Genomic DNA, 12,289 nt, shown 5'->3' on the forward strand with positions numbered 1-12,289 from the left:
ATCGACAATCGCGAGCAGGTGCTCGACCCGATGACCGCTTACCAGATCACCTCCATGATGGAGGGCGTCGTGCAGCGCGGCACCGGGACGTACGCCCGCAAGCTGGGCCGACCGGTTGCCGGCAAGACCGGCACCTCAAACGACTACAAGGATGCCTGGTTCATCGGTTTCACGCCCGAACTGGCAGTGGGCGTCTATGTCGGGTTCGACACCCCCAAGAACATGGGCAAGCAGGCCACCGGCGGCGAAATGGCGGTGCCGATCTTCACCTCCTTCATGGAGAACGCCCTGAAGGGCAAGCCGCCGACTCCGTTCAACATGCCGAACGGCATGGCACAGGTGTGGATCGACCCGGCGACGGGTGTGAAGGCGAATGGTGGCGAGACGGCGATCTACGAAGCGTTCAAGCCGGGCACCGGCCCGAACCTCATTACTTCGGTGATCGGCGTCGATTCCAACGCTTTCATGAACATCGAGGCGGGGCAGGACCCGAGCACCGATCTGAACCAGGGTCGCGGCGGGCTGTTCTAGCCGTGCTGGTGCGCTATCCGGATGCCCGGCTCGGTCGGCGGGCCGAGCCGAGGCAGGTCGATCTCAACCTCGTCGCCATCGGTACCCGGCTGCTCGAGGCGGCGTCCGCCGCTGAGGCCTACGGCCTGGCGGCCGTACATATCGGGGTCGTGGCGCCGGTGGTGGTGATCAGCGTCGATCCGGACCCACGCAAGAGGGACTATCGCACCCTCTACAACCCGGAGATCGTCAAACTCGGGCCACACGCCGCGGCGGGCCCGGAGGGATCGGTCGCCATGCCGGGAGTGCAGGTGGAGATCGTTCGGTCGACCGAGGTGGAGGTCGTGTTCGACGACGCGTCGGGCGTGCGCTCCGTACTGGCGCTGTCTGGCCTGCCGGCGCGCATCGCCCAGCATGAGATCGATCAGGTCAACGGCGTGTTCTTCATCGAGCGATTGTCCCGCCTCAAGCGGGACATGCTGCTCAAGAAGTGGCGGAAGCGGGCGACGGAGGACTGAACCACGCCGCCCGCCGCAGGCTCACTTCTTGCCGTGGAGCTTCTTCCACTCTTCGTATTCCGGCTCGGCATCCTTGTGCAGCGGATAGTATCGGCGCAGGTCCGCGCCCTGCATCAGCTTCTCGCGCGAAAAGACTTCCCACTCGGCGTGCTTCTGGGAGTCCTCGATCACCTTTTCCGCCATCGACACCGGCAGCACGATGACGCCGTCGTCGTCAGCCATGATGATGTCGCCGGGGATGACCGTCACGCCGCCGCAGGCGATGGGGACGTTGACGGCGTTGGGGTAGATCGAGACCTGCACGTGGTAGTTCGGCGTCCAGCCGCGCAACCACAGGGCGAGGTCGAGCTTCTCCACGTTGGGCCGGTCGCGCATCACCCCGTCGATGACGATGCCGGCGCCGCCCCGGCCCTTGAAGTAGGTCGACATCATGTCGCCGAACACGCCCGAGCTCATGTCGCCACGGGCATCGACCACCACCACGTCACCTTCCTCGACCTGGTAGAGCACATGCCTGTGCAGCTGGGTCTCGGGATCGGAATACTCGCCCTCGCTGAACAGGTCGGGTCGTTGGGGCAGGAACTGCAGGGTCAACGCCGGGCCGACGATCGACTTGCCGCGTCGTTGCGTCACCGGACCGAGCATGTGGGGATTGCGGAAGCCTGAATGGCCGAGCGAGCCGGCAACGGTGGCGGTACCGATGTCCTTTAGCGCATCGATGATTTCCTTGGGTGGGCGCTGGATCTTGGGGATCTGGGGCAGGGTGGGCATTCGCATTCCTCCGGGATTTGTCGAGCGGTCACCAGTTGGTGACCGAACCGTCGCGCCGCCTCAAGTGGGGTGCTTCCCAGTACTTGAAGGAATCGGCAGTGAGCAGGGCTTCGTTGACCTCGATACCGAGTCCCGGCCCGTCGGGCACCCGATATATTGCGCCGTCCAGTTGCGGCATGACCGGGAAGAGATCGGCGGTCGGCGTGCCGGCGTAGAGGTCGGTGGCGTTGGCGCGACACTCGAGCGCGAAGAAATTCGGTACCGCCGCCGAAAAGTGGATCGTCGCCGCGGTGCAGATCGGCCCGAGCGGATTGTGCGGCATGAGATCGACATAGTGGGCCTCGCTCCAGCCGGCGACTTTCATCGCCTCGGTGAAACCCCCGACGTTGCACAGGTCGAGCCGGTTGAACTGGTGAATGCCCCGCTCGATGAACGGCAGGAACTGCCATTTGGAGGCGAATTCCTCGCCGATGGCGAATGGCACATCGGTCATGGTGCGCAGCGACTCGTAGGCCTCCGGCGCCTCGTCGCGGATCGGCTCCTCGAGGAAATCGAGCGTGCCGGAGGGCATCTTCTGGCAGAAGCTCGCCGCTTCGGCGACCGACAGGCGATGGTGATAGTCGATGCCGAGCACGACGTCGTCGCCGAGCACTTCGCGCGCCTTCGTCAGGAACCTGGCTGTCCGGCCAATGGACTCGCGCGGCTCGAAGATGCCGGTCGCGTCGTTCCATGCAGGAAAGAAGCGGACGTTGGTCCAGCCCCGAGCCAGGAGCGACTTGGCAGCGTCCAGGGTCTCCACACCATCGTCCGTGATTGACCCGGTCGAGGCGAAGGTCGGGATGAACTCGCGGTGCTTGCCGCCAAGCAGCTCATGGACCGGGACGCCAAGGGCCTTTCCCTTGATGTCGTGCAGCGCGATGTCCAGGGCCGATTGTGCCGCCAGGAGCACGCGCCCGCCCTCGAAGTACTGTGAGCGGTAGAGCTCCTGCCAGATGCGGCCGATCTCGAAGGGGTTCTTGCCGATGAGGAACTGCGCGAAGTGCTCCAGCGCGCCGACGACAGCCTTCTCCCGTCCCGACAGCCCGCTTTCGCCCCAGCCAGAGACCCCCTGGTCGGTCTCGACCTTCACAATCAGCTGATTGCGGTGCCCGACCCAGACCGGGTACGGCTTGATGGCGGTGATCTTCATGCTCACTTCCTCACCAGCTGGTCATCGAGCCGTCTTCCAGGCGCGCTACCGGCAGGTAGGCCTGCTGGTAGGGGAACTTCGCCGCAAGGGACTCATCGATGTCGACACCGTGCCCTGGAAGCTCACCGGGCTGCAGGTAGCCGCGCTCGTAGCTCCAGGCACACTTGAACACGTCGTGCATCGGTTCGGTGTAGCCGGAGAATTCCTGGATGCCGAAATTGGGAATGGCAACGTCGACATGGATGTTGCAGCCCATGGCGATCGGGGAGACGTCCTGGGGCCCGTGACAGGCGGAGCGGACATGGTAGATCGCGGCGAGCCCGAAGATCTTCATCAGCCCGGTGACGCCCCCGGCGTGCACGGAGGTGACGCGCGCATAGTCGATGAGTTGCTCGGTAATCAGCGTGTGGGTGTCGTAGATCGAGTTGAACACCTCGCCCACGGCGAGTGGCTGCGTCGTATGCTGACGGATGATGCGGAAACCTTCCTGCAGCTCCGCCGGGATGGCATCCTCGAGCCAGAAGAGGCGGTAGGGCTCGAGGTCCTTGCCCAGCCGCGCCGCTTCGATCGGGGTCAGCCGGTGATGGACGTCGTGCAGGAGGTGCACGTCCCAGCCGACGGCGTCGCGGACCTTTTCGAACAGCCTGGGGACCAGCGGCAGGTACTTGTGGGTCGCCCAGACCTCCTCATGCGGAACGATACGCCGCGTCGCGCGCGCATCCTCGTCGGTGGAGGGACCGGTGCCGTAGATCGGCGGCAGCCCGGGAATGGCGACCTGCGCCCGGATGGCATCGAGGCCCTGCTCGCGCAGGGCGACGACGCCCTCGGCCACCTCGGAGATATCGAGGCCGCCGACGTGCTTGTAGACCATCACCTTGTCGCGGCTGCGGCCGCCCAGCAACTGGTACAGCGGCATGTTGGCCGCCTTGGCCTTGATGTCCCAGAGCGCCATGTCGATGGCGCCGATCGCCGCCATGGTGATCGGCCCGCGGCGCCAGTAGGCGCCCTTGTAGAGGTACTGCCAGATGTCCTCGGTCCGCAGCGGGTCCATGCCGATGAGGCAGGGGGCCACGTGGTCCTCGAGGTAGGAGGCGACGGCCAGCTCGCGTCCGTTCACGGTGCCGTCTCCGACCCCGTACAGCCCCTCGTCGGTGATCACCTTGACGGTGACGAAGTTTCGTCCGGGTGAACAGACGATGACCTTGATGTCCTTGATCTTCATGCTGCCCTCAACTCCAGGTGCGATCCCAGGAGTGGTCGTCGTCCCACTGATCGGTCGGCTGCCAGATGCCGGCAACGCCCGGCTGCAGATGCTGCATCAGCACGTCGTCGTCGAGGTCATCGATGCCCAGACCCGGCTTGTCGGTGAGGGTGATGAAGCCGTCCTTGACGATCGGCTTGGGTAGACCGACCTGGATATCGTCCCACCAGTCCACCTCGACCGAGTGGTATTCGAGCGCCATGAAGTTCTCGGTGGCCGTGGCGACATGGGCCGCCGCGATCGCGGCAATCGGGCTTTCGGCCATGTGAATGGCCATGGCCACGCCATGGTCCTGCGCGGCATCGCCGATCTTCTTGGTCTCGAGGATGCCGCCGGTGGTCAGCAGGTCCGGGTGGATCACCGAGATGCCCGACTTGAGCAGCGGCTCGAAGCCTTCCTTGAGGTAGATGTCCTCGCCGGTGCAGATCGGCACCGAAGTCGACTGCTGCAACTGCCGGTACTGATCGGCATACTGCCAGGGGACGACGTCTTCGAGCCAGGCCGGGGTGTACTTCTCGATCCGTCGAGCGAGCCTGATGCCGTCCTGCAGCGAGATATGCCCGACATGGTCGATGGCCAGCGGGACTTCCGGTCCGATGACTTCGCGCACCTCCGCGATGTACTGCTCGAGCAGGTCGAGGCCCTTGTCGCTGAAGTGGAGGCCGGTGAATGGATGCATGACGTTCTGCGCGTCATAGACGGCATTGCGGTGGCGGCGCTCCTCCAGCGTCTTCGGTCGCATGCCGCCCGCATGATGGCGGAATGGATCGAGCGAGCCGGCAGGCGCGACCACGGCACCCGGCACGTCGGCAATCTGCATCAGGCCCAGGTCCATCTTGAGGAAGGTGAAGCCGAGCTCCATCCGTTCCTTCAGGCGCTTGCCCGTCTCGATGCCGCTTGGCTTCTCCGCATCGGTGTCGGCGTAGCAGCGCACCCTGTCACGGAACTTGCCACCCAGCATCTGGTAGATCGGAACGCCGTAGGCCTTTCCGGCGAGATCCCACAGTGCGATCTCGACTGCCGAGACGCCGCCGCCCTGCCGTCCGTGGCCGCCGAACTGCTTGATGCGCCGGAACAGCTTGTCGATGTTGCACGGATTCTCGCCGAGAAGCCTGCTCTTGAGCATCAGCGCATAGGTCGCGCTGGCCCCGTCGCGCACCTCGCCAAGCCCGACGATCCCCTGGTTCGTGTAGATCTTGAGAAGTGCCGAGCGGAATGGGGCGCCGGTGATCTCGGCGACGCGCATGTCGGTGATGCGCAACTCGGAGGGGCGGGAGAAGGTGTTGACGCGATCGAGGGCGCCATCGGCAGCAGTGCTGGACATCTTGGAAGGATCCGGGGGAGTGGGCTCCGATCGACTACCGACCGACGCCTGTTTTCAGGGGCCGTGCCTGTCAGTCGGCCGTCAGGGCATTGGTCGTCTCGGCGTCGAACAAGTGGATGCGGTCCTGGTCGAACTCGACATGGACGGTCTCATCGGGGCGAACCACGACGTTTGGTGCAACGCTGATATTGACCACCGCCCCATCGATGAACACCTGCACGAACGTGATGTCGCCGGTTGGCTCGACGGTATAGACCTTGGCCGGGATGGCGCCTGCCGTCGGGCTGTGATGCAGCCTCACGGTGGAGTGACGGGCTCCCAGCACGATCTTGCTGCTGGTGGATTTTCGCGCCTTGGCCGCATTGAGGGGCGACAGCGGCAGCTCCCAGCCCTCCGGGCTGGTGAGTACCATGGCGTCGCCACGGGAGACAGCCTCAACGGGGATCAGGCTCATCGCCGGGCTGCCCACGAAGCTCGCCACGAACATGTTCACCGGTTTGGCGAAGACGTTTGCCGGCGTGTCGTATTGCTGCAGGAATCCGCCGTTCATCACGGCCATCTTGTCTGCCATGGTGACCGCCTCGAGCTGGTCATGCGTGACATAGACGATGGTGGCCTTCAGGTCCTGGTGGAAGCGCTTGATCTCGGTGCGCATCTGTACGCGAAGCTTCGCATCGAGGTTGGAGAGGGGCTCATCCATAAGGAAGGCGCGCGGATCGCGGACGAGGGCCCGCCCGAGCGCGACGCGCTGCTGCTGACCGCCGGACAGCTCGCGTGGCCGGCGCTCGAGCAGGTGGGTGATGTCGAGGGTCTTGGCGGCGGCCCGCACCTTCCGGTCGATCTCGTCCTTGGCCAGCTTGCGCATCTGCAGGGGGAAGGCGAGATTGTTGTAGACCGACTTGTTGGGATAGAGCGCGTAGTTCTGGAACACCATCGCGATGTCCCGGTCCTTCGGGTCGAGATCGGTGACGTCACGGTCACCGATGAAGACTTCGCCGCTGGTCATGGGGATCAGACCGGCAACCAGATTGAGCGTCGTCGTCTTGCCGCACCCCGACGGGCCGACAAGCGCCACGAACTCCCCATCCTCGACCGTCAGCGACACGCGGTTCACGGCGTACACGCTGCCGTAGGTCTTGACCACGTCCTTGAGGACTACCCGAGCCATTCATTACCTCTCTGGCTGCGATCCGCGACGGGCGCGGTACTAGTGTTTGACCGCGCCCTCGGTGAGGGCTCGCACGAAATAGCGTTGCAGGACGAGAAACAGCACGACGACCGGTACGCTCATCATGAAGCTTGCCGCCATCAGCCCGGGCCAGTCCGTGGTGTTCTCCGAGAAGAAGCGCTGGATGCCGACGGGCAGGGTCATCTGCTCGTTCTTGTTGAGGAACGTTGCGGCGTAGATGAACTCGTTCCAAGCGCCGATGAAGCTGTAGATCGCGGTGGCGATGATGCCGGGCGTCGACAGCGGCATCACCACCAGCAGGAACGCCTGGAACCGGGTCGCACCGTCGATGCGCGCCGCCTGCTCGAGCTGGATCGGGATGTTGTCGTAAAAGCCCTTCAGCAGCCAGATGGCGAGCGGCAGCCCGAAGGTCAGGTAGGTCAGGATGAGCGACCCGTGCGTGTTCACGAGGCCCAGCCAGCGCATCAGGATGAACAGCGGCACGAGGAAGATCACCGCCGGGAACATGTTTCGCAGCAGCACGGCAAAGAACAGGAAGTTGCGTCCGGGAAAACGGAACCGCGAGAAGGCGTAGGCCGCCGGGACCGCCACGACAACCGCGAGGATGGTTGTGGTGATCGACACCCACATGCTGTTCCAGAAATAGTGCAGGAAATCCTGCCCGATCGTGTCCTTCGGGTCGAGGAGGCGGATGTAGTTGTCGAGCGTCGGCTCGGTCGGCCACCATTGCGGCGGATACATCATCGCCGCAAAGCCGGTCTTCAACGACGTGATCAGCATCCAGGCCATCGGGACGACCGTGTAGACCAGCATCACCGCCAGGAAGATGCGACCGGCCCATCGCCAGCCGTCGATGGGCTTGCGGCGTCGCGTGCGCTCGGTTGCGCCGTGGGACATTGTGCTCATCGGACTCAACCGCCTTGCCTGCTCTCATCGCCTCTGCTCAGCGCCCGGACATAGAAGTATCCAAGCGTCATCAGGATGATGAACAGCAGTACGGAGTAGGCTGACGCCACGCCCCACCGCTGCCGTCCGAAGGCAAATTCATAGATGTGGGTGATCCAGATGTGCGAGGCATTCGACGGCCCGCCACCGGTCATGATCCAGGGGATGATGAACGAATTGAAGTTGGCCACCGCGAGCAGCAGGATGGTCACCGTCGACACGCCGCGCAGATGCGGAAAGGTGACGTGCCAGAAACGCTGCCAGGCGCTTGCCCCATCCACTTGCGCGGCGCGCAGCAACTGATCCGGCACGGTCTGCAGCCCGGCCATGAGCATGATCATGGCAAAGGAGAACTCGCGCCAGATGTTGACCACGATCAGCGCGGGCAGCACGGTATTGATGTTGTCGATGAAATTGGGCGGGCGCTCGGCAAGACCGAAGCTCACCATGGCAGCACCGATCACACCGAAGTCGGAGTGGTACAGCCACTTCCAGACATAGGATGCCGCAACGGCGCTGACCACCCACGGGATCAGCAGGATGGCGCGCAGCACGCCGCGGCCGATAAACTCCCTGTGCAGGGCCAGCGCACAGGCCAGGCCCAGCAGGAAGGCGATAACCGTCGAGGAGATCGTCCAGATGACGGTGTTGCCGGTCACCTTCCAGAACACGGCGCTCGCGAGGATCGCCCTGTAGTTCTCGATGCCGATGAACTTCTTGTCGCGCAACTGCAACCCGGGCGGGGTCTGGAAGAACGACAGATCGATCGTGTAGTAGACCGGATAGGCGATGACGATGAGCATCACCACGATGGCGGGGAGCACGTAGCCATAGTCGGCCCGGTGCGTCCACATGGAGTGAAGTATGCTCCGCCGCACCGGCTCGGCCACGCGGGTTGGCCTGGTCTGGCCGGTCACCGTATTCACTATTCCCGCTCCCCAATTGAGTAGTGCCGGCAGTGCCAAGGGGCACTGCCGGCAGGAGGCTTGAGTGGGCTAGAGGCCGCCCATCAGGTCCTTGACCTTCTGGGCCGCGTCTTCGGCCGCCTGGTCAACCGTCATCGCGCCGGTCAAGGCATTCTGCATCATGTCCGGGATGATGATGTTCATGATCTCGGGAGCCTGCGGCAGGGCAGGGAACGGGATGCCGTAGGGCAGCATCGAGGTCGTGACATCGAGGAACTTGATCGTATCGAGACGTTCCTTCATCCACTTGGTCTTGAAGCCGCCGAGGTTGCCCGGATTCGAGCCGGCCCAAGCCAGCTTGAGCGACCATTCGGGGCTGGTCCACATGCAGATCAGCGCCTTGGCGGCCTGCTCGTCGACCTTGCCGCCTTCGACATATTCAGACTTCAGGATGTGGATGTTGGAGCCGCCGAACACGACCGCGCGCTTGCCGTCCGGACCGGTCGGGATCAGGCCGTAGCGCATGTTCTCGACGACCTTGTCGGCGACTTCCTTGTCCGCACCCGTTGCCGCCGCGGCGAGCTCGAGCATGCGGGCATACTCGGACGGATGCGAGATCACCATGGCCAGCTGGCCGGAGATGAACGGCGCCTGGTTGTCGGCCTGCGTGTTGGTCAGAGCCGAGACCGGCACGGACTTGTCACGCACATACATGTCGTAGGAGGCCTGCAGAGCGCGCTTGCTTGCTTCGCTGTTCAGGCGAACTTCCTGGTAGGTCGGCGCCGCGTCGGCCTCGTCGAACACGCCGCCGCCGAAGCCCCACAGCTGGGGCATGAAGCGATACGGGGTGTTGCCGGCGTTCTGCTTGGCAACCAGACCGTAGCCGGAAATCCCGAGCTTGTCGTGGATCTGCTTGGAGTAGGCGACGACATCGTCCCAGGTCGCGGGCGGGCTGTCTGGATCGAGCCCGGCCTGCTTGAAGATGTCGGCGTTCCAGATCAGCGCCATGGTTTCGTTGTTGGTCGGAATGCCGTAGGTCACGCCATCCCAGGTCACCGCCTTCATGGCGCCGGGCCAGAAGTCGTTGGTGGAGTAGCCAACGTCCTCGGGCTTCAACGGCTCCAGATACCCCTTGGCGGCGAACTCAGTGCCGCCGAGGATCTGCAGGCGGATCGCCATCGGAGCGGCATTGCCCAGAAGGGCCGTGCGGAACTTGTCCAGCAGTTCGTTGTAGGTGATGCCCTGCTCTTCGAGCTGGATGTTCGGGTAGGTGGCCCGGAACGCCGCGAAGAAGTCGCGGTAGTTCTGGCGCATCACTTCGGGGTCGCCCTCGAAGATGCCCTGGTACCAGAAGGTCAGACGGCCGGTGTAGTCGGTCGGCACGATCGAGTTGCAGTGCCCGACGGTGTCGAACTCCTCCGTCCCGGCGATGGAGCGCACATATTCCGGCGACCACTTGCTCAGGTCGACGCTCTGGGCGAACACCGACGATGTCAGGAGCGACACCGACATGGCAGACACAACTGCGCCGCGCGCTATCGCACGGCCGAGCTTCAACGTTATCATACGAATCCCTCCAGATCCTCTCCCGGGCCCAGAGTGCGGGCCCCTGCGCCTAGCGAACATGGGGCGTTGTTGTTTCGTTAATACCCCGCTCGCCCGGTACCGTCTCAGAATGCAGATTGCGTGTCAACTTGAAAGGATCGTACACTATCCGCTACAAGTCGTGCACGACGATGGGAGTTCGGTGTGGCGGATACGGGAGAATTCAAGGCCAAGCCGCCGCCGGGAATCGACCCGATCGATGCCTCGAGCGAGGGAGCTTCAGTCTACGAACTGATCCGCGAGGACATCATCGAGGGGCGGCTGCGGGCCAATGAGCGCCTCATCGTCGCCGACCTCGCGCTGCAACATGGCACCTCCACCAATCCGGTTCGCGAGGCGCTGCAGCTGCTGCGCGGCGAGGGGTTCGTGATCATGGCGCCAAACCGTGGCGCCAGGGTGCGCCCCATTGACCAGGATTTCGTGCGGGACATCTACGAGATCGGCGTCCTGATCGAGCCGGCGCTGACGCGCTGGTTCGTCGGCATGGCGACGCTCGAGGATATCGTCGAACTCGAGCGCATCCAGGGACTGATCGAGGAAAACGACTTCGCCGACCCGTTTCGCCACAGCGAACTGGACACTGCTTTCCACACCGTCATGTACCGCCGCCACTACAATCGACATGCAGCGGAACTCTGGTGGAAGCACCGCGAGGTCCTGCGTGCCGTCAGCCGGCGCTTCAACTTCACCCTGGCGCGCCGCGCCGCGGTCATGCGGGAGCACCGCGAGCTGATCGCCCACGTCAAGGCACAGGACGCCGACAAGGCGGCCGAGGTGATCGCCCGGCATGTCGAGGGGTCCGGTCGGCACATTCTCGAGCAGATGCGCGCACTGAAGGCGGCCAATGCAGGCTAGCGCCGAGCCGGACATCAGGGCGTCAACAACCAAGCGGAGCAGGGGACTGGAATGAAGATCACCGGGGTGAGGCCATGGCTCGTGCGGGCAAGCAGCTCGTACTGGGGCGAGTATCTGTTCGTCGAGGTGACGACCGATGAGGGTATTTCCGGCTGGGGGGAGATCACCTCCACCACCAAGCTCGCCAACCGGGCCCTCTGCTCGGCCCTGAGGCAGATCGGCGGCATGATCGCCGGAGAGGATGCCAGCCAGATCGAGCGGCTCTGGCACAAGCTGTTCCGCAGCTTCACCTACATGGGCAGTCGAGGGGCGGCCTGCGAGTGCGTCAGCGCCATCGATATTGCGCTCTGGGACATCCGCGGCAAGGCGCTCGGGCTGCCGGTCTACGAACTGCTGGGCGGCGCGGTGCGCAGCGAGATCGCGCTCTATACCCACCCCGACCAGAGCAAGTTCACCAGCAAGGAAGGCGTTGTCGCCGAAATTCAGGACATCGTGAAGTCGGGTCACACCGCACTCAAGTTCGACCCGTTCCCCTACCAGGGCAGCCGCGAGCAGCGTGATGGCTATCTCGACGGCAAGATGACGCGCCCGGACGAGCGCAAGGCCGCCGAACTGACGGCACTGATCCGCGAGACGGCCGGGCCGGAGGTCGAGATCCTGATCGACGCCCATGGCCGCTTCGACGTGCCGACCGCCATCCGCCTCTGCCGCTCGCTCGAGGAGGCGGGGAACATCGATTGGTTCGAGGAGCCGTGCCCGCCTGAAAGCGTGAAGGCCCTGAAGCAGGTGCGAGAGAAGGTCAGTGCGGCGATCTCGTGGGGGGAGCGCGGGCACACGAAGTGGGATTTCGTGCCGATCCTCGAGAACGGCCTGGCCGACTACATCATGCCGGACGTCACCTGGACGGGCGGCATCTCCGAGCTCAAGAAGATCTCCGCGCTGGCCGAGGCCTACTATGTGCCGATTTCGCCGCACGACGCAGGCGGGCCGATCAACGTCCTGGCGGGTGCCCACGTAATGATGACGGTTCCGAACTTCTACAAGCTCGAGACGTCACGCTGGGATCTCAGCGGCTACAACGAGCTGATGCACACGCGCCTGGACAACTCGAACGGCGCGCTGAAGCTGCCGCGGGTGCCCGGTCTCGGGATCGAGATGAACCGCGACTACCTCGCGGCCAATGAGGTCGAGCTGCTCTAGCGCCCAATCCGGCGCAG

The 12,289-nt window shown here is 64.2% G+C and carries 12 protein-coding genes; 4 read left to right on the forward strand and 8 right to left on the reverse strand.

Annotated elements, in window-relative coordinates; all coding sequences use genetic code 11:
* A partial coding sequence (locus tag ACE3TU_RS05090; RefSeq protein WP_374621056.1) for a penicillin-binding transpeptidase domain-containing protein occupies window positions 1-531 on the forward strand: 531 nt, incomplete at its 5' end.
* A 2-nt stretch (window positions 532-533) separates the two neighbouring features.
* Window positions 534-1,028, forward strand: coding sequence for a peptide deformylase (locus tag ACE3TU_RS05095; protein WP_374621059.1), 495 nt, complete (start codon window positions 534-536; stop codon window positions 1,026-1,028).
* 21 nt (window positions 1,029-1,049) lie between these two features.
* Here the strand turns inward: ACE3TU_RS05095 and ACE3TU_RS05100 are convergent, their stop codons facing one another.
* From ACE3TU_RS05100 to ACE3TU_RS05135, 8 genes are all read right to left on the reverse strand, one after another.
* Window positions 1,050-1,799 (reverse strand): ribonuclease activity regulator RraA, encoded by a 750-nt coding sequence (locus ACE3TU_RS05100; RefSeq protein ID WP_374621062.1) that lies wholly within the window; start codon window positions 1,797-1,799, stop codon window positions 1,050-1,052.
* 28 nt (window positions 1,800-1,827) lie between these two features.
* Window positions 1,828-2,988: a mandelate racemase/muconate lactonizing enzyme family protein gene (locus tag ACE3TU_RS05105; RefSeq protein WP_374621065.1), complete on the reverse strand. Its 1,161-nt coding sequence runs from the start codon at window positions 2,986-2,988 to the stop codon at window positions 1,828-1,830.
* Window positions 2,989-2,998: 10 nt separating this feature from the next.
* Window positions 2,999-4,210, reverse strand: coding sequence for a D-mannonate dehydratase ManD (manD, locus tag ACE3TU_RS05110; RefSeq protein ID WP_374621068.1), 1,212 nt, complete (start codon window positions 4,208-4,210; stop codon window positions 2,999-3,001).
* Window positions 4,211-4,217: 7 nt separating this feature from the next.
* Window positions 4,218-5,573: a mandelate racemase/muconate lactonizing enzyme family protein gene (locus tag ACE3TU_RS05115; protein WP_374621071.1), complete on the reverse strand. Its 1,356-nt coding sequence runs from the start codon at window positions 5,571-5,573 to the stop codon at window positions 4,218-4,220.
* Window positions 5,574-5,643: 70 nt separating this feature from the next.
* Entirely contained in the window at window positions 5,644-6,741 is a 1,098-nt protein-coding gene (locus tag ACE3TU_RS05120; protein WP_374621074.1) for an ABC transporter ATP-binding protein, read from the reverse strand.
* Between the two features lie 39 nt (window positions 6,742-6,780).
* Window positions 6,781-7,659 (reverse strand): carbohydrate ABC transporter permease, encoded by an 879-nt coding sequence (locus tag ACE3TU_RS05125; protein WP_374621077.1) that lies wholly within the window; start codon window positions 7,657-7,659, stop codon window positions 6,781-6,783.
* 14 nt (window positions 7,660-7,673) lie between these two features.
* Complete coding sequence (locus ACE3TU_RS05130) at window positions 7,674-8,561, reverse strand: carbohydrate ABC transporter permease (RefSeq protein ID WP_374621133.1); 888 nt, start codon at window positions 8,559-8,561, stop codon at window positions 7,674-7,676.
* 141 nt (window positions 8,562-8,702) lie between these two features.
* Window positions 8,703-10,178: a sugar ABC transporter substrate-binding protein gene (locus ACE3TU_RS05135; protein WP_374621080.1), complete on the reverse strand. Its 1,476-nt coding sequence runs from the start codon at window positions 10,176-10,178 to the stop codon at window positions 8,703-8,705.
* 183 nt (window positions 10,179-10,361) lie between these two features.
* On the opposite strand from ACE3TU_RS05135, the gene ACE3TU_RS05140 reads away from it, so the two are divergent.
* The gene (locus tag ACE3TU_RS05140; protein ID WP_374621083.1) at window positions 10,362-11,072 is read left to right on the forward strand and encodes a GntR family transcriptional regulator; all 711 of its coding nucleotides are present in this window, start codon (window positions 10,362-10,364) and stop codon (window positions 11,070-11,072) included.
* Window positions 11,073-11,123: 51 nt separating this feature from the next.
* Window positions 11,124-12,272 carry a mandelate racemase/muconate lactonizing enzyme family protein gene (locus tag ACE3TU_RS05145; RefSeq protein ID WP_374621086.1) on the forward strand — a complete coding sequence of 383 codons (1,149 nt, stop codon included), beginning with the start codon at window positions 11,124-11,126 and terminating at the stop codon, window positions 12,270-12,272.
* Window positions 12,273-12,289 lie beyond the last annotated feature (17 nt).

The sequence above is a fragment of the Devosia sp. genome, assembly GCF_041917035.1.
GTDB lineage: Bacteria > Pseudomonadota > Alphaproteobacteria > Rhizobiales > Devosiaceae > Devosia_A.

Excerpts from the sequence above, each read along its gene's own strand:
- ACE3TU_RS05100 (WP_374621062.1), bottom strand. The coding sequence starts at position 1,799 with ATGCCCACCCTGCCCCAGATCCCCAAGATCCAGCGCCCACCCAAGGAA.
- ACE3TU_RS05105 (WP_374621065.1), bottom strand. The coding sequence starts at position 2,988 with ATGAAGATCACCGCCATCAAGCCGTACCCGGTCTGGGTCGGGCACCGC.
- manD (WP_374621068.1), bottom strand. The coding sequence starts at position 4,210 with ATGAAGATCAAGGACATCAAGGTCATCGTCTGTTCACCCGGACGAAAC.
- ACE3TU_RS05115 (WP_374621071.1), bottom strand. The coding sequence starts at position 5,573 with ATGTCCAGCACTGCTGCCGATGGCGCCCTCGATCGCGTCAACACCTTC.
- ACE3TU_RS05120 (WP_374621074.1), bottom strand. The coding sequence starts at position 6,741 with ATGGCTCGGGTAGTCCTCAAGGACGTGGTCAAGACCTACGGCAGCGTG.
- ACE3TU_RS05125 (WP_374621077.1), bottom strand. The coding sequence starts at position 7,659 with ATGTCCCACGGCGCAACCGAGCGCACGCGACGCCGCAAGCCCATCGAC.
- ACE3TU_RS05130 (WP_374621133.1), bottom strand. The coding sequence starts at position 8,561 with ATGTGGACGCACCGGGCCGACTATGGCTACGTGCTCCCCGCCATCGTG.
- ACE3TU_RS05135 (WP_374621080.1), bottom strand. The coding sequence starts at position 10,178 with ATGATAACGTTGAAGCTCGGCCGTGCGATAGCGCGCGGCGCAGTTGTG.
- ACE3TU_RS05145 (WP_374621086.1), top strand. The coding sequence starts at position 11,124 with ATGAAGATCACCGGGGTGAGGCCATGGCTCGTGCGGGCAAGCAGCTCG.